The organism is Shewanella sp. SM32 (genome assembly GCF_025654235.1).
GTDB classification, from domain to species: domain Bacteria; phylum Pseudomonadota; class Gammaproteobacteria; order Enterobacterales; family Shewanellaceae; genus Shewanella; species Shewanella oncorhynchi.
The window spans coordinates 44,193-65,849 of the sequence record NZ_JAKKRO010000008.1; the positions used below are offsets into that span (position 1 = coordinate 44,193).

Annotated in this window: 17 protein-coding genes and 8 tRNA genes; 9 read left to right on the forward strand and 16 right to left on the reverse strand. The window is 45.2% G+C overall.

What is annotated here, in order from left to right; genetic code table 11:
* Positions 1 to 208: 208 nt before the first annotated feature.
* From L5M10_RS05055 to L5M10_RS05075, 5 genes are all read right to left on the reverse strand, one after another.
* Positions 209 to 284, reverse strand: a tRNA-Asn gene (locus L5M10_RS05055).
* A 50-nt stretch (positions 285 to 334) separates the two neighbouring features.
* Positions 335 to 410: transfer RNA gene (locus L5M10_RS05060), tRNA-Asn, on the reverse strand.
* Positions 411 to 453: 43 nt separating this feature from the next.
* A tRNA-Asn gene (locus L5M10_RS05065) sits at positions 454 to 529 on the reverse strand.
* 32 nt (positions 530 to 561) lie between these two features.
* Positions 562 to 637, reverse strand: a tRNA-Asn gene (locus tag L5M10_RS05070).
* Positions 638 to 694: 57 nt separating this feature from the next.
* Positions 695 to 770, reverse strand: a tRNA-Asn gene (locus L5M10_RS05075).
* 610 nt (positions 771 to 1,380) lie between these two features.
* Here L5M10_RS05075 and L5M10_RS05080 point away from each other — a divergent pair.
* Both L5M10_RS05080 and uvrB read left to right on the forward strand, forming a co-directional pair.
* Positions 1,381 to 1,533: a hypothetical protein gene (locus L5M10_RS05080; protein WP_158497640.1), complete on the forward strand. Its 153-nt coding sequence runs from the start codon at positions 1,381 to 1,383 to the stop codon at positions 1,531 to 1,533.
* Positions 1,534 to 1,838: 305 nt separating this feature from the next.
* Entirely contained in the window at positions 1,839 to 3,845 is a 2,007-nt protein-coding gene (uvrB, locus tag L5M10_RS05085; protein ID WP_173496685.1) for an excinuclease ABC subunit UvrB, read from the forward strand.
* Between the two features lie 76 nt (positions 3,846 to 3,921).
* On the opposite strand, the gene rrtA is transcribed toward uvrB, so the two are convergent.
* Together rrtA and queC are read right to left on the reverse strand one after the other, a co-directional pair.
* Positions 3,922 to 4,518: a rhombosortase gene (gene rrtA, locus L5M10_RS05090; protein ID WP_263254960.1), complete on the reverse strand. Its 597-nt coding sequence runs from the start codon at positions 4,516 to 4,518 to the stop codon at positions 3,922 to 3,924.
* Entirely contained in the window at positions 4,515 to 5,237 is a 723-nt protein-coding gene (queC, locus tag L5M10_RS05095; RefSeq protein WP_263254961.1) for a 7-cyano-7-deazaguanine synthase QueC, read from the reverse strand. The genes rrtA and queC overlap by 4 nt, the downstream gene beginning before the upstream one ends.
* Before the next feature lie 171 nt (positions 5,238 to 5,408).
* Between queC and queE the strand changes: the two genes are divergently transcribed.
* Entirely contained in the window at positions 5,409 to 6,077 is a 669-nt protein-coding gene (gene queE / locus L5M10_RS05100) for a 7-carboxy-7-deazaguanine synthase QueE (protein WP_113939680.1), read from the forward strand.
* Positions 6,078 to 6,175: 98 nt separating this feature from the next.
* On the opposite strand, the gene L5M10_RS05105 is transcribed toward queE, so the two are convergent.
* The 4 genes from L5M10_RS05105 to L5M10_RS05120 all read right to left on the reverse strand — a co-directional run bounded on the left by L5M10_RS05105 (position 6,176) and on the right by L5M10_RS05120 (position 8,017).
* Complete coding sequence (locus L5M10_RS05105; protein WP_263254962.1) at positions 6,176 to 7,321, reverse strand: PLP-dependent cysteine synthase family protein; 1,146 nt, start codon at positions 7,319 to 7,321, stop codon at positions 6,176 to 6,178.
* Positions 7,322 to 7,548: 227 nt separating this feature from the next.
* Positions 7,549 to 7,633: transfer RNA gene (locus L5M10_RS05110), tRNA-Tyr, on the reverse strand.
* 143 nt (positions 7,634 to 7,776) lie between these two features.
* A tRNA-Tyr gene (locus tag L5M10_RS05115) sits at positions 7,777 to 7,861 on the reverse strand.
* A 71-nt stretch (positions 7,862 to 7,932) separates the two neighbouring features.
* Positions 7,933 to 8,017, reverse strand: a tRNA-Tyr gene (locus L5M10_RS05120).
* Between the two features lie 125 nt (positions 8,018 to 8,142).
* Between L5M10_RS05120 and L5M10_RS05125 the strand changes: the two genes are divergently transcribed.
* The 3 genes from L5M10_RS05125 (at position 8,143) to L5M10_RS05135 (ending at position 11,565) form a co-directional block, all read left to right on the forward strand.
* Positions 8,143 to 8,631 carry a VC2046/SO_2500 family protein gene (locus L5M10_RS05125; protein ID WP_131524165.1) on the forward strand — a complete coding sequence of 163 codons (489 nt, stop codon included), beginning with the start codon at positions 8,143 to 8,145 and terminating at the stop codon, positions 8,629 to 8,631.
* Between the two features lie 208 nt (positions 8,632 to 8,839).
* Positions 8,840 to 9,127 (forward strand): DUF406 family protein, encoded by a 288-nt coding sequence (locus L5M10_RS05130; protein WP_219233569.1) that lies wholly within the window; start codon positions 8,840 to 8,842, stop codon positions 9,125 to 9,127.
* A 254-nt stretch (positions 9,128 to 9,381) separates the two neighbouring features.
* Positions 9,382 to 11,565, forward strand: a complete 2,184-nt coding sequence (locus L5M10_RS05135) for a putative bifunctional diguanylate cyclase/phosphodiesterase (RefSeq protein WP_263254963.1) — start codon at positions 9,382 to 9,384, stop codon at positions 11,563 to 11,565.
* A gap of 173 nt (positions 11,566 to 11,738) precedes the next feature.
* Here L5M10_RS05135 and L5M10_RS05140 read toward each other — a convergent pair whose 3' ends face one another.
* Together L5M10_RS05140 and L5M10_RS05145 are read right to left on the reverse strand one after the other, a co-directional pair.
* Entirely contained in the window at positions 11,739 to 12,254 is a 516-nt protein-coding gene (locus L5M10_RS05140) for a YchJ family protein (RefSeq protein WP_263254964.1), read from the reverse strand.
* A 104-nt stretch (positions 12,255 to 12,358) separates the two neighbouring features.
* On the reverse strand, positions 12,359 to 12,934 hold the full coding sequence (locus tag L5M10_RS05145) for a DUF4440 domain-containing protein (protein WP_028760004.1): 576 nt from the start codon (positions 12,932 to 12,934) through the stop codon (positions 12,359 to 12,361).
* Between the two features lie 118 nt (positions 12,935 to 13,052).
* Here L5M10_RS05145 and smrA point away from each other — a divergent pair, with 118 nt between their 5' ends.
* Complete coding sequence (smrA, locus tag L5M10_RS05150; protein ID WP_263254965.1) at positions 13,053 to 13,643, forward strand: DNA endonuclease SmrA; 591 nt, start codon at positions 13,053 to 13,055, stop codon at positions 13,641 to 13,643.
* An 84-nt stretch (positions 13,644 to 13,727) separates the two neighbouring features.
* On the opposite strand, the gene L5M10_RS05155 is transcribed toward smrA, so the two are convergent.
* Positions 13,728 to 15,593, reverse strand: a complete 1,866-nt coding sequence (locus L5M10_RS05155) for a M2 family metallopeptidase (RefSeq protein ID WP_263254966.1) — start codon at positions 15,591 to 15,593, stop codon at positions 13,728 to 13,730.
* 220 nt (positions 15,594 to 15,813) lie between these two features.
* Here L5M10_RS05155 and L5M10_RS05160 point away from each other — a divergent pair, with 220 nt between their 5' ends.
* On the forward strand, positions 15,814 to 16,452 hold the full coding sequence (locus tag L5M10_RS05160; RefSeq protein WP_028760001.1) for a TetR/AcrR family transcriptional regulator: 639 nt from the start codon (positions 15,814 to 15,816) through the stop codon (positions 16,450 to 16,452).
* A 16-nt stretch (positions 16,453 to 16,468) separates the two neighbouring features.
* A complete protein-coding gene (locus L5M10_RS05165; protein ID WP_028760000.1) occupies positions 16,469 to 18,748 on the forward strand; it encodes an acyl-CoA dehydrogenase in 2,280 nt (759 codons plus the stop codon).
* A 243-nt stretch (positions 18,749 to 18,991) separates the two neighbouring features.
* Here the strand turns inward: L5M10_RS05165 and pyk are convergent, their stop codons facing one another.
* Complete coding sequence (pyk, locus tag L5M10_RS05170; RefSeq protein ID WP_263236379.1) at positions 18,992 to 20,431, reverse strand: pyruvate kinase; 1,440 nt, start codon at positions 20,429 to 20,431, stop codon at positions 18,992 to 18,994.
* 187 nt (positions 20,432 to 20,618) lie between these two features.
* Positions 20,619 to 21,473 (reverse strand): MurR/RpiR family transcriptional regulator, encoded by an 855-nt coding sequence (locus tag L5M10_RS05175; RefSeq protein WP_006081563.1) that lies wholly within the window; start codon positions 21,471 to 21,473, stop codon positions 20,619 to 20,621.
* Between the last annotated feature and the right edge of the window lie 184 nt (positions 21,474 to 21,657).

A 21,657-nucleotide genomic window follows, 5' to 3' on the forward strand; every position in this document is an offset into this window, starting at 1 on the left:
AATCCGCTCTATTTTTTTGGGTGAGCTCAAACAGGATAAGTTTAAGTCAAGAATACTTAACTGCAGCTATCTGTGTGATGACACTCATAAATTTTTATTAATAAGCTGATAACAGTGTAACTGCATTTGCTTAAAAACAAAACGGAAAAGAATAGGGTAACTAGAAGTCAGAAGAGGCAAAGACATGGGAACAAAACGAAGAATAAATTGGCTCCCCTGACTGGACTTGAACCAGTGACATACGGATTAACAGTCCGCCGTTCTACCGACTGAACTACAGGGGAGTAGAGGGTGCGATATTGCTATCGACTTAACAGAAATAACACTTTTTAAATGGCTCCCCTGACTGGACTTGAACCAGTGACATACGGATTAACAGTCCGCCGTTCTACCGACTGAACTACAGGGGAATCGAGGTGCGATATTACTATCGACTTTTTAGCTTGCTTAAATTGGCTCCCCTGACTGGACTTGAACCAGTGACATACGGATTAACAGTCCGCCGTTCTACCGACTGAACTACAGGGGAATCATTTTAATACTTCAGCTTGATAATGTAATTGGCTCCCCTGACTGGACTTGAACCAGTGACATACGGATTAACAGTCCGCCGTTCTACCGACTGAACTACAGGGGAATTGTTTACAACTTATCTTACTGCTTGTTCTAACTCATTTTTATCATGTGCTTAAAGTGGCTCCCCTGACTGGACTTGAACCAGTGACATACGGATTAACAGTCCGCCGTTCTACCGACTGAACTACAGGGGAATCGTTTCACACAATCGTAGCGACTCGTTGAGAACGGAGCGCATAGTAAAACGCTCTGTTGGATGAGTCAACTCGAGTTACTAAAAAAAGTGTAATTATGCTGTTAAGTGCTCATCTAATGTGCATCGTGGTGCAGAATTCGACATTTTTCGTGAAAAACCACTTAACAATTCGCAATATAGCCATAATTGAGTCCATCGTTTTTAAGCGGTGATTCTATGAAATTGAAATCATTCGCTAAATAATCGACACCGTTTTCGGTACTTGGTCGAGTACTTAAGACTCAAACCGCTCAAAAAAGGATCTCAGGTGGGGTAATGTGAATTTACTCAGTTCTTTATACCGATAGAAAACGTGGGTTATCTTTTTGCCGTTAAAGCCCGTTTTTCTGTTTTAACAAGTTTGCTGTTGTTGATGGAGGTGTTAATTGAGGCTTTATCGAATTAGCGTGAGCTGTTTTTCAAATTAAGTGATGCGCTTCACTGTAAGTTGTGGCACCAGATGCGCGACTACAGCTCGCGTTAATTACAGTTAGTGAAATTGATACAAGTAGCAACATTTATCAAATGTAATTAAATTACTAAATGCCGAGAGACGGTTGTTAAGACACATGACAGCCTCCAATCCCGCGTGGTTTCTAGGTTATTTCGACTTATCAACAAAATCTGTGGATAACCCTGTGAGTTGTCCTGAAAAATGGCCGCCAAAGCCTTGGGGTATGGGCGGCGGACTTAAAATGCACTATTTTGGGGTTCAAAAATAAATTTAAGCATTATCAAATGCATACTAAAAGCAAGTGGTTTTTGTTGAGGGTGAAAACAAGGTTGCAATTTTGTAATCGAACGAAATTGATTTCTTGTGTATTAAATTGGCATTTTTGCTTAGTTTGCGGGTGTTTTGTGAGCAAAAAACGCTGAAAACGCCTTAGTTTAAAAGTTTCATGTTTCTTCCTTTAAATTGTCATCTTGCGGTTTTAGATCGTATTGATATGACGACAGGAAGGATAACTGTGGAGCTTAGTCGGTGACTTGATTAGAATGGGGCGACTCACTAAAAGGATATGTGCGCGTGTCAGAATCTGTTTTTCAGCTTGAATCGCAATTCGCCCCCGCAGGCGACCAACCTACAGCGATTGCCAAATTAGTCGATGGACTCGAAGCGGGTCTGGCCTGCCAAACCTTACTCGGGGTGACGGGCTCAGGTAAAACCTTCACGATTGCCAATGTAATCCAAAAGTTAGGCCGGCCCACGATTATCATGGCGCCTAATAAAACCTTGGCGGCGCAGCTTTATGGCGAGATGAAAGAGTTCTTTCCCCATAATGCGGTCGAGTATTTCGTTTCTTACTACGATTACTACCAGCCCGAAGCCTATGTACCTGCATCAAATACCTTTATCGAAAAGGACGCTTCGGTTAATGCTCACATTGAGCAGATGCGTTTATCCGCCACTAAGGCGCTGTTAGAGCGTAAAGATGTGGTGCTGATTGCTTCGGTGTCGGCTATTTATGGCTTGGGCGATCCCGATTCCTATTTAAAAATGTTGCTGCATCTACGCCAAGGCGATGTGATGGGGCAGCGTGACATCTTAATTCGTCTCAGTGAATTGCAGTACAAGCGCAATGATATTGAGCTACAACGTGGTACTTATCGTGTGCGCGGTGAAGTGATTGATATTTTCCCCGCCGATTCTGAGCGTAATGCTATTAGAGTCGAGTTGTTCGACGATGAGATTGAACGCTTAAGTGAGTTTGACCCGTTAACGGGCCATATTATTAAACGTATCGCACGTACGACGGTTTACCCTAAAACACACTATGTCACGCCGCGGGAAAAAATCATCGCCGCCACTGAGTTTATTAAAGAAGAACTACGCGAGCGTAAGCAATATCTACTCGATAACAACAAGTTAATTGAAGCCCAGCGTATCCATGAGCGGGTGCAATACGATGTGGAAATGATGGTGGAGTTGGGTTACTGCTCTGGCATCGAAAACTACTCGCGCTATTTGTCTGGCCGCGCACCGGGGGAAGGGCCACCAACCTTGCTCGACTATTTGCCTGCCGACGGCTTATTAATTATCGATGAATCCCATGTGACTGTGCCGCAAATCGGCGCTATGTACAAAGGTGACCGTTCCCGTAAAACCACACTTGTGGAATACGGTTTCCGCTTACCGTCCGCCTTGGATAACCGGCCGCTCAAGTTTGAAGAGTTTGAGCAATTGATGCCGCAAACTATCTATGTGTCGGCAACACCGAGTGCCTACGAGCTGGAAAAGAGCGAAGGCGAGATTGCTGAGCAGGTCGTGCGGCCAACGGGATTACTCGATCCTGAATTAGAAGTGCGCCCCGTTGGGACCCAAGTGGACGATTTATTGTCTGAAATCGCCAAGCGAGTGGCCGTCAATGAGCGGGTGCTAGTGACGACGCTGACTAAGCGTATGTCGGAGGATTTGACTGAATACCTCGACGAACATGGCGTAAAAGTGCGTTATCTGCATTCGGACATAGACACTGTCGAACGGGTTGAGATCATCCGCGATCTGCGTTTAGGTAAGTTTGATGTATTGGTTGGGATCAACTTATTGCGCGAAGGCTTAGATATGCCTGAAGTGTCATTGGTGTGTATTTTAGATGCCGATAAAGAGGGCTTCTTGCGCTCTGAGCGCTCGCTCATCCAAACGATTGGCCGCGCGGCGCGTAACGTCAATGGTAAAGTGATCCTCTATGCCGATCGCATCACCAATTCGATGGAGAAAGCGATAGGTGAAACTGACCGACGTCGTGAACGTCAGCGGGCGCACAACTTAAAACACGGTATCACGCCTAAGGGCGTCGTTAAACGGATCACCGATGTGATGGATGTGGATGATAGCCGCGACAGTAAAGCTGTGTATGGCAAAGTGGCTGAGCCTAAGTCCCATTATCATAAAGCCGATGCGGCAGAGTTGAGCCATCAAATCGATCAGCTTGAGAAGAAGATGCATGAACATGCGCGCAACTTAGAGTTTGAACAAGCGGCGGCAATGCGTGATGAAGTCAAGCACCTGCGGGACCTGTTGATCAAAGCCTAGATTTATTCTTACGCTCAGCATTAAAAAAGCCGTCCAGCAATCATGCTGCGACGGCTTTTTAATATCTTGACTTGGGTTAAGCAGGGACTTTTGATGGGCTCATTTTTAGCTTGATAAACACCGCTAAAGCGCAAATCAGCCCGCAGATTAAACCGACCAAATGCGCCTCAGTTGCTACGCGCGCACCTATCATGGCGGTGACATCACTGCTGGCACCATAAAGCTGTTCGTAACCGACCTTGATGATAACGCCAACGAGCAGCAGATAGCCTGAGCGCAGCTTACGGACAATATCCTGCACTGCGCCGTAGGCGAACAAACCATGCAACATACCGCTTAAGCCGACATAACCGAGCAATTGCGGATAGCCTAAATACAAGCCTATACCTTCAAGTAAACATAACACGAAAAATAGTGCACTTAAGTCTTTGAGATGATAATGAAAATGGTGCAAAAATAGCACCACCCACAGCCCTGCAAGGTTCATCAATAGATGCCATTGATTCGTGTGCAGTAAATTTCCACTGATTAATCGCCACCATTCACCCTCACTAATTGCACTGCGGCGATAGGCGAGTAAGTTATCGACATCGGGGCTTGCTAAGCCTGCGGCATACAAACCCGCACAGATCAGACTCACCATCAGCGCGACCCAATAGGGACTGCGTGTCATGCTTTAGGCTCGCTGGCGTCAACCTCAGCCATAACTGCTGCTTTATTCTGTAGATAGTCATCTAATCCACGTTTGCGAAGATGACAGGCAGGGCAATCACCACAGCCATCGCCAATCACGCCGTTATAACAGGTGAGAGTATGGTGGCGAACCAGATCAAGTTGCTGATATTTATCCGCCAGTGCCCAGGTTTGCGCCTTATTGAGCCACATTAAAGGCGTGATGATTTTTAGTTGTTTATTCATGCCTTGAACTAAGGCGGATTCCATCGCTTTGACAAAATCGTTACGACAATCAGGGTAGCCTGAAAAATCGGTTTCACACACGCCTGTGATAATCGCCTGCGCTCCTAATTGATAGGCATAAATGCCTGCAAGCGTTAAAAATAGAATATTACGGCCGGGCACGAAGGTATTGGGTAAGCCATTTTCCATCAACTCGTGTGAAACGGGTATTGCATCACGGGTGAGGGCTGAAATAGCTAACTCATTGAGTAAGGTGACATCCATGACTTTATGGCTGGTGATCTTCAAGCGTTTTGCTAAGGATTTGGCAACTTCAATTTCTTCGCGGTGGCGTTGACCGTAGTCAAAAGTGATCCCATGTACTTCATCGTACTGGGTTAGGGCTTGAATAAGGCAAGTTGTTGAGTCTTGTCCGCCACTGAATACCACCACTGCTTTGGACACCACTGTTTTTGACACTAAGCTCGTTGACATAAAGGATTTCACTTCACCGTAGAACAGGTATTAATAGGGCGTTAGTGTAACTCAGGCCATTGGGCTTGCAAACTCTGACTATAGGGTCGAAATAGGCTTTCTCGGCGCAAAAACTTGCAGCTCAAGCTAAAATCCACTATAAATGCCGCCCCAGAAAAGTGGAACGTCAGTATGAATTACCCTGTCAACGAAGTATTTGAAACCATTCAAGGTGAAGGTGTATTTACCGGAGTGCCCGCCATATTTGTCCGCCTACAAGGTTGTCCCGTGGGATGTGCTTGGTGCGATACGAAACAGACATGGGATGTGCTTGAAGCCAATAAGGTCTCGCCAGAGCAAGTGATTACCGTGGACGGCACCATTGGTCGCTGGGCTGATCATACGGCGCAAAGTCTTATCGCTGCCTTTCTCGCTAAAGGTTTTACTGCGCGGCATATCGTGATCACCGGCGGTGAGCCTTGTATGTATGATTTACGCGAATTAACCGAGACCTTGCACAGTCAAGGCTTTGCGACTCAAATCGAAACCAGTGGCACCTTCGAAATCAACTGTGCTGATGACACTTGGGTGACAGTATCACCCAAGGTGAACATGAAAGGGGGCTATCAGGTATTAGCACAGGCGCTGAACCGTGCCAATGAGATTAAGCATCCTATCGCTACTGAAAATCACATCGATGAACTTGATGAGTTACTGCAAGACATCGATATTTCAGCGAAAACGATTTGCCTGCAGCCGATTAGTCAAAAGCCTAGAGCGACAGAACTGGCGATGAAAGTGTGTATCGCCCGTAATTGGCGCTTATCGATCCAGACCCATAAGTATTTGAATATTGATTAATGCTAATCTGCAAAGCATAAAAAACGCCTCACAGTTGTGGGGCGTTTTTTATGGTGGATGTTTTGTGGATTCTAAACCTAACGACTTAATACAGTTGCTTAAACAAGCTCACTTAACTGGCCGAAATGATTAAATGCTGCAAGTTGGCGCTGATAGGGCGCAATATCGCCGATGTTAGCTGTAATCCAATCTGTATCGTAATAAGTATCAAGGTAACGCTCACCCGAGTCACAAATGAGGGTTACTATTGAGCCTTGCTCTCCACGCGCTTGCATTTGTACCGCCAGTTGCAATGCACCGTACAGGTTGGTTCCTGTGGATGCGCCGGTTTTACGGCCAATCAATTGTTCTAACCAATGAATCGTCGCCACTGATGCGGCGTCGGGAATTTGCAGCATAGTATCTACAACTCCAGGAATAAACGATGGCTCGACTCTCGGTCGACCTATGCCTTCAATCTTACTGCCATTGCAACAGGTTAAGCTGGCATCGCCGCTCTGATAGAAATCAAAAAAAACGGAGTTTTGCGGGTCGACCACGCAAAGTTGTGTTGCCAACCTCTGATAGCGAATGTAGCGGCCTATGGTCGCCGATGTGCCGCCAGTGCCTGGGCTCATCACTATCCAGCGCGGGATCGTGTGTGGCTCGCGCTCCATCTGATTGAAGATAGAGTTGGCTATGTTGTTATTACCGCGCCAGTCGGTTGCACGCTCGGCGTAGGTGAATTGATCCATATAATGGCCGCCAAGCTCTGCGGCAAGGCGCGCCGATTCTGCGTAAATCTCACTGGAATGATCGACAAAATGACATTGACCGCCATAGAAAGTGATCTGCTCAATCTTCTTTTTAGCTGTGCTTTTGGGCATTACGGCAATAAAAGGTAAACCGAGTAAGCGGGCAAAGTAGGCTTCAGAAATCGCCGTGCTGCCCGATGAGGATTCGATAATCGGCGTGCCTTGCTTAATCCAGCCGTTACACAGGGCATAGAGGAAGAGTGAGCGGGCGAGGCGATGCTTTAAGCTGCCTGTCGGGTGGGTACTTTCATCTTTGAGATAAATATCTATGCCATCGAGCATAGGTAATTCAAGCTTAATCAAGTGGGTATCGGCGCTGCGCTGAAAATCCGCTTCAATCTTGCCTATCGCGTGGGCTTCCCATGTGGGGCAGAGTCTGTGAGCGCTGTGAGAATCCACTGGTGGTTGAATCGTGTTAGAAATCATAGTAGTCACATCGAAAGGGATCATTTTCAGAGCATATCACAGGGACGGGCAAAGCGGTTTTATTGGATGAGCTTGAAGTCATTCGCTTAAAGTAGAACACGACGTAATTGAAATCAAAAATGTCGTCCACCAAGAAGTTTACTTAATATAGAAATGCCAAGAATTTAATCAGATTAAGCTGGAACAGTCAGATTAAGTTGGAAAAGACTATGCGGAAGTGGAACAAGAAGAATATGCGAGGGTGAAAGAAATGGTGGAGGGAGAAGGATTCGAACCTTCGAAGGCTGAGCCGTCAGATTTACAGTCTGATCCCTTTGGCCACTCGGGAACCCCTCCACAAACTTTCTTTTTAGTTTTACAACTAACTTTTAAAATTGTCTTTCAAAACATCATCAATAACGGACTTGTTTATCAAGACAAAACTAAACATTGGCCATGTTTAGCTTTTGAAAAATGATTATCTGCGTTAGAGATAAAGATGGTGGAGGGAGAAGGATTCGAACCTTCGAAGGCTGAGCCGTCAGATTTACAGTCTGATCCCTTTGGCCACTCGGGAACCCCTCCACGAATACCTTTAACGCTTTTGTAAAACTCTACATCATTTTTGAACAACACGATAAAACTTGCAGTGCAAATGGTGGAGGGAGAAGGATTCGAACCTTCGAAGGCTGAGCCGTCAGATTTACAGTCTGATCCCTTTGGCCACTCGGGAACCCCTCCTCAATTGCGGCCGCCATAGTAGTCAGAAACCTTTTCCATGTAAATACCCAATTTAAAAATATTCCTAAAGTTATGTATCAAATGGTCGATTAACTAACAACGAATTGTTTTGACGATGTTTTTTTATGCAAATTGATGTTCCTTTAGTCAACGAAGCCCAAATTGGCACCCGCTTAAACGCGGCGATAGAAAACGACAGACGGGGTGAATTCGCCCTGTTGCTGTCGTTACTGTCGGTTGACGCTCGGGATATGGCACAATTCCAATGGCAAAATGAACTTGATATGGCGCAAAAATTACAACGTCAGTTCGAATTGCCACCGCAGCAAAGTTTAATGGCGGATTTATCGTCTGCTGAGCCTGTGGTTGATAACAGCAGTATTTTTATGGCTCAAGGTCCACGTGCGTTTCAATTACAACAAGCATTGCGACCGGAAGCCTTAGTCATCCGTGGCGGCGAGTCAGTCGCAATGGCAGAAGCGCTAAGTAACTGTGACCATGTGACTCAGCTGAGGCAAAGGGGCCAACTAACCGCACCCAAAGTCGAGATCATGCACTTTGCTGATCAATTGGCAATCCAACGTAATCTTGTGCCTTTGCTCGCTTCAGCCTAAGGCCGTCTTCCCGCAAGTGGTCTTCAATACCCATCGGGTCAATCTGATCCATTTCGATAAATAAGCGTGAGCTAAAGCCAGTTATCTTGAAGCTTAATTACCTATAATTCGTATTAACCTATCGAGTTAAAATTTACCGCGTTAAAAATTTAACGAGCATATTTTAGTGATGCCGTTAATCAGTCGCTCTATACATTAAGGAATACAGATGAAAGGCATAATAGAAGCACAGAGCCCGACAGTGAATGACACTTGCACCGATTGCGGCAGCTTTGTCGATATCGGCGCCGTTATTGATGAGCACGATACGTTATTGACGTTAAATTTTGTTGGCGATAGCGCTCAAGCGGATGCTGAAAGCATGGCAACACGCGCTCAAACTCGATTTGCTGAAGTGCAAACTGAATTTGTGACTAAAGCTGAAGGCGTCGACTTACTGCTGACCTTCAATGTCAGCGCGGAAAAAATGATTTTTCAATTGGAAAACGGCCTGTAATTTTTAAAGCAGCACTTTAGTTTTTAGTCGGTTATGGATATCCGGAAATCGCGCTAATTGCCTAAAAATGCTGCTATTGTTAACCAAATTGTAATAAATTGTAATAAATTGTGCCACATGTTGCTGTGCTTACAACAGTTAGTGTAATCTGCCTCCAAATAAGAATAATTCAATCAGCTTAATTCTAAATTTCAAGGTAAGTTTGCTAACAGCAAAGACCTTTAGCCCAACACGAAGTTTTGTAGGGAACCAGCGTGAAGCGACGTCAGCATCAGCATTTATTGGAGTCTTTGGTACAGTCAACTGCAAAACAGCAGGGCGATTTCACAAAGACGGCAGAGTTAACCACAGAGTTGTTGTGCCAGAATTTAGCGGTTTCTTTGGTATCAGTGTGGACTTTTTCATCTGATCAACAAACCCAATCACTCGTCGCACAATTTGGTTCTATGATGTTGCAAGACATTCATAGACCTAAGTTATTACAAGATTGCCCCCGGTATGTACACGAGCTCAAAACTCTGCGCCATATCGATGCAGGCAATGCCCTTACCGATCCACGTTTAAGTGAATTGGCTGAGTGCTATTTTATCCCGAGGCAAATCAACTCGAGTCTTGACATCGCCATTCGTATCAATGGCCATCTCGAAGGTGTGCTCTGCATCGAACGGGCACAATTGACTCCCCACTGGCATGACAGTGAAATTCACCTCGGGTGCCAGATGGCTGACCAATTAGCCCTGACCTTAGCGACAAAACACAGCTACGATAAAGAAGAAAGCTTGAGTTTATTTCGCTGTGCCACTGAACAATCGCGACAAATCAGTATGTTAATTAATCTGCATACTGAAAAAGTCGAGTATGTGAATCAGGCGCACAGTGAAATCACCGGCATGCCCCGTGAGCAGATTATCGGCGCGAATATTCGTGAGTTGGCTTTTTTCAAGCAGCATGCCCAATTAGCCGAGCAAACCCTAGCGCAAATCTTTAGGGGCGAAATTGCCAAAGGCGAAGTGCAGTTTAGTCGTGCCGATGGCAGTCGTTATTGGCTGACATACGTGCTGAGTCAGTTCATTACCGATCGCGGTAATCATTATGCCTTGGTCTCGTGTGAAGAAAATACCGACGAGCATAACTATAAGTCAGAGCTTGAACGGCTTGCTTGGCGTTGTGGATTAACGGGACTACATAACCGTACTCATTTTAATCGAGTCCTTGAACGTACCACGAAGGGACTGTTGTTATTAGTTGATTTAGTGGGATTTAAGCGTTTTAACGATACCTATGGCCATGAAAATGGCGATAGCTTGTTGATAGAAATTGCCCGCCGTTTGAAACATTTTTCTGAGATTAATAAGGCCACTGAAATTGCTCGCGTCGGCAGCGATGAATTTGCAGTGCTGTTGACCGATGATAATGCGGTTTACGATCTCGATTATTTTAGTACGCGCCTGTATCAACATCTTGCCATGCCTATTTTAATCGGCCGCGAGCAAGTCGAACCAAAGCCTGCTTTAGCTGTGGTTGATATTGCCTCTGTGGCGAGTTTGTTTGCTCCATTAACCTGTGCCGATATTGCAGTGCAGTATGCTAAAAAGAAAAAAGGCACTGCAATCCAAGTATTTAACAGCACGTTATTGAGTGCATTTAAAGAGGATGCGCAGATAGAACGTGATTTACACAGTGCGATCCGTGGCCGTCAGTTTGAGCTTTATTATCAGCCTCTGAGGGATCTTGAGCAGAATACCTATATTGGCGCCGAAGCCTTAATCCGTTGGCATCATCCTAAAAGAGGCGTGTTATTTCCAGCTTCCTTTATTGATATTGCTGAGCAGTCGGGGATGATTAATTCTATCGGCAGTTGGGTTTTAGAGGCCGCATGTCGACAATTAAACCTATGGCAGCATCATAATGCAGATATGACAATGCATGTGAATGTGTCGGCCCGCCAGTTCTTCAGTGGTAATTTATTCGAGCAAGTGTGGCAGTTGTTGACGCGTTATCGCTTGAAACCTAAGACGTTAATCTTAGAGATCACTGAGACTGAATTGATGGGTGATATTCGCCACGCGACCTTGTTATGCCAAGAATTAGCGGAATTAGGCGTAGGGCTCGCGATTGACGATTTTGGGACGGGTTACTGCTCTATGCGTTATTTGAAGCAGTTTCCGATCAGTAAACTTAAGATTGATCGTTCGTTTATTTCAGATCTTACCGTCAGCCGTGAAAGTCGTGAAATTGTGTCAGCCATTATCGCCATGGCGAATGCATTAAATATATCTTTAACGGCAGAAGGGGTTGAAACCCTTGAGCAAGAAGCGTTTTTAGCGAAAAGTTTTTGCCATCAGGCACAGGGTTATCTCTATAGCCCTGCATTACGGGAGCCTGAGTTTGCACAATTTATCTTGTCGGCTAAAAGCGCTTCGGTCATAACCCACTAAAGTTACACATAACCAACTAAGTCACAATTATTTCAAATGTGCTGCTCACGATAAAATAAAGGCAACCTAGGTTTGTAATCTAGGTTGCCTTTATTATTCATCTCTGTGCTTGTTCAATCAGCACTATAAACCTTCACCGTCATTCTCCAGTGCAGTTCAGCACTGTATACCTATTAAGATTTTAAGCAGCATTGTTTGAATTTTTTGCCACTATGGCAAATACAGAGATCATTTCTACCGGGTAATTTAGCCGTCATTTGCTGGCCTTGGCTGTAATACCAGCGACTTGCTTGGTAGATAAATTCGGATCGCTCATAGATAGCATCAATTTCACCATCGAGCTTATACCAAGCTTTAAAAGTAACAGTGCCATGTCGTTGTTCAGCTATCGCCGCTTGAGCATTGTGGCTTGGTGTTTCAGTACTGCTCTGTACATCTAATCCTAGCCAATGTGGGTGAGGGCCAGTAGTGAGGCTCGTGAGAGTAAGGCCATTTAGATGGTCAGGGTGATGTGTTTTTAAAATGTAATCAAAATTTTTCAATACAAATGCGCAGTAGCGTGAGCGCATAAGCTGTTCAGGTGTACGGGCAATCACTTGCCCAGAGTCTACATGCGTATGCAGTGGACCACAGCAATCTTGATAGCTTAGCCCACTGCCACAGGGGCAGGTTTGTTTAGTTGTAGTCATATTAGCTAAATCTTTAATTTAATTGTATTTGTATAAATTTATTCGATTTCTATCTAAATGCGTTAGATGTGAGATAGTCCATTTAAACGTAATAGGCATTAACATTAGGGTAATTTTTTACCCGCAGGTAAAGGCGGAAATTGGCGACCATAATACAAGTTAGGCACTGGTTTCGCATTCAGATAATAGCTAGGTTCTGCGCGGTTATTGGTATCTAAGCTCACTTTCCATTGGGTGGATGAGACTTTTTCTGTACCAATAGCAAATTTGCCCGCAAATTCACTCACAGGTTCGCCAGTTTCTTGTGCTGGGTAAAATCGAACCAAATAATAGCCTGTATCTATTGCACCATTACCGATAATTTTGCGTTTAGTAATGCGGAAATCCACGTCGATAGTGGCTTTTTTGGCGCGGATTTTATCGAAAAACTTCTTGTAAATGGCGACAATATTGTCTCGTCCATAGTAAATTTCTTTACTTTGACTCTCAGATAAGTAGCTAGCGTCATCAGCGTAAATCTCACGGGTCACCTCAGGGGACAATTGATTAAAAGCGCTAATAAACAAAGGGTAATTAGCGTTGATCAATTGATCATCAGTGGATTTTGTATGAGTTTTAGCTGGATTGGCTAAGCTTGGCAGTGACAATAAGCACATCAGGACTAGCGGCAAAAATTTCATTACTTTATTCTAATCTGGCAATCATGGCGTCACTATAATGGAGGCGCCCGCTGAACTAAAGCCTTGAATGTTTACAAAGTGTGTTTCTGTACAAGAGTGTGAAGTAAAGGAGCTTGCCATGCTGGATGATGAATCAGCACTGTTTTTTGAGGAAATGGCTGGAGTCGTGCCACTAAAAGGCGATATGCCAGTGGTAAATTTAGCACCGAAAGCGTTGACGGCTGAGCAAATACACAGACGCGATGCTTTACAACGGGAAGCCTTCCTAGCGTGTATGCCACTGGATTTAAAAGCGTTTCCACAGCAAGCGCCAGATGACATTGTGAGCTTTAAGCGTGAGGGGGTACAAGGCGGCGTTTTTAAACGACTCCGAATGGGGCAATACAGCATCAAGATGGAGCTTGATGTGCATGCTTATCGGTTAAACCAAGCTCGTGATGCCGTTCTTAACTATTTACTGGCAGCGCAGGCACATGGTGAACGCTGTGTCATGTTGATCCACGGTAAAGGCTATCAGAGTCAACCCTTTGCGGGATTGCTCAAATCCGCTGTATGCTATTGGTTGTCACAACTCGACATGGTGCTTGCCTATCATTCGGCGAAAACCGAGCAGGGCGGTGCTGGGGCACTTTATGTGATGTTAACTAAGTCAGAACAGCTTAAGTTTGAAAACCGTGAAGCCAATCGTAAAGGCATGGGATGGCGTTAGATTAAACAGATAAGTATTGAATAAAAATGCCCAATTTTATTGGGCATTTTGTTTTATGTTATTGGGTGATAATTTAATTACCCCTTACCAACCACACTGGCGGTTTGCGGTGGTATTTTGCTCATCTAACCATGTTTTAAGTGGGGCGAAGTAATCGAGCACCGCTTTTGCATCCATGGTTTCTTTGCCGGTGACTTCTTTCAATGCTTCTGGCCAAGGTTTACTTAAGCCTAACTCGAGCATCTTATTGAGTTTCTCTCCCGCGGCTTGATTGCCATAAATACTGCATCTGTGTACCGGACCTTTATCGCCTGCAGTTTCACATAGCGCTTGATGGAATTGGAATTGCAAAATATGCGCTAGGAAGTAACGGGTGTAGGGTACATTGCCTGGTACATGGTATTTAGCACCCGGATCAAAATCTGCTTCACTACGTTCAGTCGGTGCTTTTACGCCTTGGTATTTTTCCCTCAGATCCCACCAAGCTTGGTTATATTGGGCAGACGTGATTTCGCCGCTAAACACTTTCCAGCGCCACTGATCTATCATCAGGCCAAAGGGCAAGAAAGCAATTTTGTCTAAGGCTTGTTTTAGTAAAAGGCCGATATCCTTAGATGTATCAGGTACTTCTTCTAATAAGCCGATTTGCTTTAAATAGCTTGGCGTGATCGACAGTGCAATCGTGTCACCAATTGCTTCATGGAAACCGTCGTTAGCGCTGTTTTTAAACAGGAATGGTTGTTGCTTATAAGCGCGTTGATAGAAGTTATGCCCAAGTTCGTGGTGGATAACGCTAAAATCTTCGGCGGTTTTTTGGATACACATTTTAATGCGAATATCGTCGAGATTATCGAGATCCCATGCCGAAGCGTGACAAACCACATCACGGTCCTTTGGCTGAACGAATAGAGAGCGTGCCCAAAAACTTTCTGGCAATGGTGCGAACCCTAATGATGTGAAGAAGCCTTCGGCTTGTTTCACCATTTTATGCTCGTCATAGCCTTTCTTTGCCAGTAACTCAGTGACATCGTAACCTGGATCGGCATTGTTAGGGGCGACGAGATCATACACATTACCCCATTGCTGGGCCCACATGTTGCCAAGTAAGTGTGCCGGGATGGGGCCTGTGGTCGGTGCGACGGTATCGCCGTACTCTTTATTCAATTCTCCCCGTACGTAGCAGTGCAAGGATTCATAAAGTGGCTTAACTTGGCCCCAAAGACGGTCGAGTTCCTGTGAAAAGTCATCGGGCTTCATATCGTATTGACTGCGCCATAGTTCAGACAGGTTGGCATAACCGAGATCCTTTGCGCCTTCATTGGCCAGTTCAACTTCGCGTTGAAACAAGGGGCGCATGGGTTTAGCGATTTCACGCCAGCCTTTCCACGCTTCCAGTAATTTTACGGGATCACGTGATTCGGCCATTAAGCTCGATAGCTCAGGCTGAGTCATACACTTGCCGTCGGCAAAACAGTATTTACCTTTGCCGTATAAGCCATTTAATTCTGAACTAATTTGCGCCAGCTCGGTATTCTTCGCAGGATCGAGCGGCGCGGGTAACACTAACGCACTGCGCAGGATATTGAGCTTGCGGGCATTAATGGAATCGAGTTGCACATTGGCATACTTAGCCGCCTCGGTTGCAAATTTTACCGACGCGGCACTGACCTTTTCGCCGACTGCGGCAGACAGGGCCGCGGTATCATCAGTAATAAAGTTGCTGTAAATCCACTCGGCGCGATTAGATTCAATCGATAATTCGGCCATCTTGGCTTCAGCATCGTTAATAAAAGCAATGGCTTGTGCTTTATCTGGGGCGGTATTGATGACAGCTGCTTCTGCTGTAGCTGTTTTGTCTGTTTTACTTTGTGCATCATTACAGGCCGTTAATCCCAGCGCGAGTGCCACTGTGAGGGCGATTTTACTGCGACGATTCAATGAAATAACCATGTCTAGTTGTCCTTGTTGTTTTTGTGTTACACAGTTTACCTAAACCACTGGGTTATTGCACAAGGGTTAATTGACTTGTTTTTAACACTTATTCGGACATGTACGACATACCGCTTGTATCACAGACTAGAAAGCGGTGAATTTGTCCAATTTTTGTTTGACATCCTAGGTGCCAATGTTTAATTTAAACGAGTGTTTTAAATTAATTCAAGGTCACGGAATGGCAAGTCGATCCGATACAAAAACTAGAATACTTGATGCCGCAGAAAAACTGTTCGCCGAACGGGGCTTTTCTGAGACCTCCTTGCGACTCATTACCAGCAAAGCTGAGGTGAATTTAGCATCGGTCAATTATCACTTTGGTTCTAAAAAAGAGCTGATCCGTGCAGTGTTAGCCCGCTATTTAGACGTGTTTATGCCTGCCGCTTCAAGCCAAATTCATCGTTTAAATGCCGCTCCAGCACAAGCAACACTCGAAGAGATCCTGTCTTCTTTGGTCGATCCTTTATTGGATTTAAACGCGCTACGTACCGAAGGCACCACGATCTTCCTGCAGCTTTTAGGCCGTGGCTATATCGAAAGCCAAGGGCATTTACGTTGGTTTATCACTACCCATTACGGCCAGCATCTGGATGCTTTTGTTAAAGCCGTTTCGGCCAGTGCACCACATATTCCACCCGCTGAAATGTTTTGGCGCTTACACTTTACCTTAGGCACTATCGTGTTCACTATGGCGTCCGCTGATGCCCTAAATGACATTGCTGCTGCTGAGTTTGGTGAGCATAACGACATCGAAGCCGTGATCCGTAAAGTGATCCCCTACATGGCGGCTGGCGTATCAGTCCCCGTTTCTTCTTAATTAAAAGGTCTTGATAATGTTGACGATTATAATTCTTGCCCTGATAGCCATTGTCGTGTTGTTTGCGGTGAAAAATATCCGGATGCAGTTTATTACCCGCCCAGTTTTTAGTTTTTTCAAGAAGGTCTTGCCGCCACTTTCCGATACCGAGCGTGAAGCGATGGAAGCGGGTGATGTATGGTGGGAAGGGGAGTTATTTCGCGGAAATCCTAACTGGAATACCTTGCATAGCTATGGCAAACCCACGCTAACTGCAGAAGAAAAAGACTTTATTGATAATCAAGTGATGACAGCACTGACGATGATCGATGATTTCGACATAGTTCATAACCGCAAGGATTTACCGCCAGAGCTGTGGGAATACTTTAAGAAAGAAGGTTTCTTCGCACTGATCATTCCGAAGAAATTCGGTGGTAAAGCTTTCTCTGCCTATGCTAACTCTACCATTGTCAGCAAATTAGCCAGCCGCAGCGTAAGCGCTGCTGTTACAGTAATGGTGCCGAACTCTTTAGGCCCTGGTGAGTTGCTGACCCACTATGGTACGAGCGAGCAGAAAGAACGTTGGTTACCTGCTTTAGCTAAAGGCGATGAAATTCCTTGTTTTGCATTAACTGGTCCAGAAGCGGGCAGTGATGCCGGCGCTATCCCCGATGTAGGTATTGTGTGTCGTGATATTTTCAACGGCGAAGAAATGCTTGGGCTTAAACTTACATGGGATAAGCGTTATATCACGCTGGCTCCTGTAGCAACAGTTCTGGGTTTAGCGTTCCAAATGCGCGATCCTGAAGGTCTGCTTGGCGATAAGAAAAACTTAGGCATTACCTGTGCGTTGATCCCAACGGATCATCCTGGTGTGGTTATTGGTCGTCGTCATAATCCGCTGGGTATGGCGTTTATGAACGGTACTACTCAAGGTAAAGAAGTGTTTATTCCGCTCGATTGGATTATCGGTGGCCCTGAGTTTGCCGGTAAAGGCTGGCGTATGCTGGTTGAGTGTCTGTCAGCGGGCCGCGGTATTTCATTGCCAGCATTGGCAACGGCTTCTGGTCACATGGCGACGAAGACGACAACGGCTTACAGCTATGTGCGTCACCAGTTTGGTATGGCAATTGGCCAGTTTGAAGGGGTGCAAGAAGCGCTGGCGCGTATTATTGCCAACACTTATCAGTTAGAAGCCGCACGCCGTTTAACAACCACGGGTATCGATCTTAAAGTCAAACCTTCGGTCGTGACCGCGATAGCTAAGTACCACATGACTGAATTAGGCCGTTCAGTGATGAACGATGCCATGGATATTCAATCGGGTAAGGGCATTCAATTAGGACCTAAAAACTATTTAGGCCACCCTTATATGTCGAATCCAATTTCGATCACTGTGGAAGGCGCGAATATTCTAACCCGCTCATTGATGATTTTTGGTCAAGGTGCGACTCGCTGCCATCCTTACGTACTTGCCGAAATGGAAGCCGCAGCGATGGAAAACCAACATGAAGCCTTAGAGCGTTTTGATGCGTTATTAATGGGTCACATGGGTTATGCCACGCGTAATGCTTTCAGTGCTTTGTTTAGCGCGTTAAGCGGTAGCCGTTTTGGCAGTGCGCCAGTGAGCGGTGAAACTAAGCAGTACTATAAAGATATGTCGCGTATTTCGTCTGCATTAGCCTTAATGACAGATTTATCTATGCTGATCATGGGCGGCGATTTAAAACGCAAAGAAATGCTGTCTGCACGTATGGGTGATGTGCTCAGCCAGTTGTATTTAGGCTCAGCGACCTTGAAGTTATTTGAAGATAATGGCCGTCAACAGGACGATTTGCCTGCGGTACGTTATGTAATGGCCAATCGTTTGCACTTGGCGGCTAAAGCGTTGGAAGACACGATTCGTAACTTCCCAAGCCGTCCTGTGGCATGGTTACTGCGTGGCTTAATCTTCCCGCTGGGTAATCACTTCACTGCACCGAGCGACAAAATGGCGACCGATTTAGTTAGCGGCATGTTGAAGCCTGGCCCAGCTCGTGAACGTATTACGTTCCTATGTCCTGAATTTGAAGGGGATAAGGGTGGTATTGCTGAAGTTGAGCAAGCATTTATCGCGCAATATGCCTGTAAAGATATCTATAAAAAACTGAAGAAAGCACAGCGTGCCGGTGAGTTGCCAGCAAAAGTGCCGAATCTAGTCTTGTTTGCAAAAGCACTCGAGACTGGCGTTATCACTGCCGACGAAGAACAAAAGTTACAGCATGCTGATAAGCTGCGCTTAGCGGCAATTAATGTGAATGATTTCGAAGCGTTATAGTGATTGTTAGTGTTTGATGTTAGCGTTTAATGTTAGTGCAGTTTGGTCTAAGCGGTGTTAAGTTCGATGGCTACTCCGCTTGGGTCGCTTAGATTTCCCCCAGCAATGAGAGACCGATAAATCAGCACCAACAGAAATCTGCACTTACAGAAAACAGTCAATATAAAAAAACCACCTTCATGAGGTGGTTTTTTATTGGCTGTTTTCTAACGAGCTTGAGTTGTTAGAAGAAGCTTAAGCAACCTAAGCTACGATCAACACTTTACAGGTGTTAGTGCCGCCGATCGTTTCCATTGCATCGCCTTTGGTCATCAGCACCATATCACCGCTATTCAAATAACCAGCCGCTGTTAATGCTTCTAACGCTTTTTGCGCTAGCTCATCGGCTGGGTGGATAGTTGAATCGAAGTAGATTGGCAACACGCCGCGGTACAAGGCCATTTTGGCTAAGGTTGTTGCGTGACGTGATAAACCCAGGATTGGCAGTGAAGAACTGATACGAGACATCAACTGTGGTGTTGCACCCGATTCAGTCAGAGCGATAATCGCCTTAACGCCTTCTAGGTGGTTTGCTGCATACATAGTTGATAGTGCAATGGTTTCTTCAACTGAAGTGAAACGCACATCTAATCTATGTTTAGACACAATCACACTTGGGTGAGATTCAGCGCCAACACACACGTTTGCCATTGCCTTAACGGTTTCTTCTGGGAAGTCACCGGCAGCAGTTTCAGCAGATAACATCACAGCATCGGTACCATCAAGCACAGCGTTCGCCACGTCCATCACTTCGGCGCGGGTTGGCATTGGGCTTGAAATCATCGATTCCATCATCTGAGTGGCAGTGATGACGACTTTATTCAGTTGGCGTGAACGGGCGATTAACTTCTTCTGCACTGCAACGAGTGCAGCATCACCAATTTCAACACCTAAGTCACCACGGGCAACCATAACAACGTCAGACGCTAAGATAACATCGTCCATAGCCGCATCGGTCGCAACGGCTTCAGCACGTTCTACTTTAGCCACGATCAAGGCATTGCAACCGGCTTGACGGGCAAGATCACGGGCGTAATCTAAATCAGCACCACTGCGCGGGAAAGACACGGCTAAATAATCCACTTGGATCATTGCCGCAGTCAAAATGTCAGCTTTGTCTTTTTCGGTTAGCGCAGCAGCAGAAAGTCCGCCGCCTTGCTTGTTAATACCTTTGTTGTTAGATAAAGGGCCCGCCACAGTCACTGTGGTATGCACTTTACGGCCTTCAACACGCTCAACGCGTAATTGAACACGGCCATCATCTAACATCAGGATATCATCAACAGTCACATCGTCTGGCAATTGCTTGTAATCGATACCCACTTGGGTCTCGTCGCCTTCACCTTTGGCTAACTCGGCATCAAGTACATAGGCTTGACCTAATACGAGTTGTACTTTCTTATTGTCTTTGAAAGTAGAAACGCGGATTTTAGGGCCTTGTAAGTCACCAAGAATGGCCACATGAACGCCTAACTCTTTAGCGATTTCGCGCGCTTGAGTTGCTCGTTTTAGATGATCTTCGGGGGAACCGTGGGAGAAATTAAGACGTACAACGTTTGCACCTGCCGCTATGATGCGGCGTAGGTTATCATCACGATCTGTAGCGGGACCTAGAGTGGTGACGATTTTGGTTCTGCGGAACATAAGGATACTCCGTTAAAGTTAAAAAAAATCTTGGGACTATATTACCATGCAATTCCAAATTTTGTAGTAAAGTTACAATCAAATTGATCTAAAGTTATGTATGAAAATTGTGAGGTATCGCTGATATTTGCACGATAAATGGCTAGGTTAAGGATCAACACTAGCCATTTTTAGAAAAGGAAGTGAGTTACAGTATCGGATCTTTATTGATGCGAGACTCTTTTAACACTTCTTTCACTCGTTTCAAATTATCGCGGAAACGTGGGCCTCTACGTAAGGTAAAACCCGTTGCCAATACATCTATAGTGACTAATTGGGCTAAACGCGAGGCCATAGGTAAATACATGTCAGTATCTTCTGGCACTTCCATTGTCACGGGCAGTGTACATTCCATTGACAGAGGCGAGTTGCGGGCGGTAATACCAATCACAGCTGCACCATTTTCTCTCGCTAAACGCGCTATTTCAATCAATGACTTAGTGCGGCCAGTGTGGGAAATCAATACCACCACATCGCCCTCATTACTGTTAATACAGCTCATGCGTTGCATTAGAACATCGTCAAAACAGATGACAGGCACATTAAAGCGGAAGAATTTATTTTGCGCGTCATGGGCAACTGAAGCGGATGCGCCTAGGCCAAAAAAGGAAATAGTCTTAGCTTGAGTGAGAATATCAACGGCTTTATTAATGGCTGAAATGTCTAGGCTTTGACGTGCGGTATCGAGCGAAGCCATTGAAGATTCGAATATTTTTGTCGTGTAAGACTCAGTCGAATCATCTTCTTCAACGTGGCGGCTCACATAAGGTGTACCGTTCGCAAGACTTTGTGCTAGATGTAACTTAAAATCAGGGAAACCTTTAGTATCTAAGCGGCGGCAGAAACGATTCACAGTAGGTTCACTGACATCTGCCATCTTAGCCAGTGTGGCGATGCTAGAATGTATAGCTGTCTGTGGTGATGCTAAGATCACCTCTGCAACTTTGCGTTCTGATTTACTAAAATGGGTGAGGCTTTTTTGAACCTTTTCTAGGGTATTCATACGCGTATGTCCGCTAAATTGAGAATGTAATTTTATTTATTTTTATTTCGTGGGAGCAGATCAAGACTGGCAGCCCACTAATAGACTCTATGTAGTAACTTTTCAGTACAATTTTGAAATAAGACTTTACTACCTTCAGTAATTTAAGCACAAAAAGCATATCAGATTTATGCAGCAAGTGACT

What these genes read in the sequence shown, in the direction of transcription:
- L5M10_RS05080 (WP_158497640.1), top strand. Translation starts at nt 1,381, where the DNA reads ATGACAGCCTCCAATCCCGCGTGGTTTCTAGGTTATTTCGACTTATCA.
- rrtA (WP_263254960.1), bottom strand. Translation starts at nt 4,518, where the DNA reads ATGACACGCAGTCCCTATTGGGTCGCGCTGATGGTGAGTCTGATCTGT.
- queC (WP_263254961.1), bottom strand. Translation starts at nt 5,237, where the DNA reads ATGTCAACGAGCTTAGTGTCAAAAACAGTGGTGTCCAAAGCAGTGGTG.
- queE (WP_113939680.1), top strand. Translation starts at nt 5,409, where the DNA reads ATGAATTACCCTGTCAACGAAGTATTTGAAACCATTCAAGGTGAAGGT.
- L5M10_RS05105 (WP_263254962.1), bottom strand. Translation starts at nt 7,321, where the DNA reads ATGATCCCTTTCGATGTGACTACTATGATTTCTAACACGATTCAACCA.
- L5M10_RS05125 (WP_131524165.1), top strand. Translation starts at nt 8,143, where the DNA reads ATGCAAATTGATGTTCCTTTAGTCAACGAAGCCCAAATTGGCACCCGC.
- L5M10_RS05130 (WP_219233569.1), top strand. Translation starts at nt 8,840, where the DNA reads ATGAAAGGCATAATAGAAGCACAGAGCCCGACAGTGAATGACACTTGC.
- L5M10_RS05140 (WP_263254964.1), bottom strand. Translation starts at nt 12,254, where the DNA reads ATGACTACAACTAAACAAACCTGCCCCTGTGGCAGTGGGCTAAGCTAT.
- L5M10_RS05145 (WP_028760004.1), bottom strand. Translation starts at nt 12,934, where the DNA reads ATGAAATTTTTGCCGCTAGTCCTGATGTGCTTATTGTCACTGCCAAGC.
- smrA (WP_263254965.1), top strand. Translation starts at nt 13,053, where the DNA reads ATGCTGGATGATGAATCAGCACTGTTTTTTGAGGAAATGGCTGGAGTC.
- L5M10_RS05155 (WP_263254966.1), bottom strand. Translation starts at nt 15,593, where the DNA reads ATGGTTATTTCATTGAATCGTCGCAGTAAAATCGCCCTCACAGTGGCA.
- L5M10_RS05160 (WP_028760001.1), top strand. Translation starts at nt 15,814, where the DNA reads ATGGCAAGTCGATCCGATACAAAAACTAGAATACTTGATGCCGCAGAA.
- L5M10_RS05165 (WP_028760000.1), top strand. Translation starts at nt 16,469, where the DNA reads ATGTTGACGATTATAATTCTTGCCCTGATAGCCATTGTCGTGTTGTTT.
- pyk (WP_263236379.1), bottom strand. Translation starts at nt 20,431, where the DNA reads ATGTTCCGCAGAACCAAAATCGTCACCACTCTAGGTCCCGCTACAGAT.
- L5M10_RS05175 (WP_006081563.1), bottom strand. Translation starts at nt 21,473, where the DNA reads ATGAATACCCTAGAAAAGGTTCAAAAAAGCCTCACCCATTTTAGTAAA.